Consider the following 258-nt stretch of genomic DNA (forward strand, 5'->3'; position numbering starts at 1 on the left):
CTGCTGGTCGATCTCGGCCAGCGCGGGGTCGAGCCGACCCTCGGCGAGCTCGCGGGTGGCGCGGAGCAGCGGGGCGTCGGGGTTCGCGCGGGCGAGTCGAATCAGCGGCGGCGTGTCGGTGGGCAGGTCGTGTTCGGCCGCGAGGCCCACCACCTCGCTCAGCGCGGCCCGCAGGTCGGCCGGGAGGCGATCGAGGTCGGCGCCGGCGAGGTCCTGCCCGTCGCCGCTGAGCCGGTCGGCGATGCGATCGACGACGCG

1 protein-coding gene is annotated in these 258 nt (G+C 77.1%); it reads right to left on the bottom strand.

What is annotated here, in order from left to right:
- On the bottom strand, positions 1-258 hold a 258-nt coding region (locus tag R0J92_RS24385; protein ID WP_411053583.1), incomplete at both ends, for a hypothetical protein.

Origin of the sequence: Tritonibacter sp. SIMBA_163, from assembly GCF_046535935.1 — a bacterium.
GTDB lineage: Bacteria > Pseudomonadota > Alphaproteobacteria > Rhodobacterales > Rhodobacteraceae > Epibacterium > Epibacterium scottomollicae.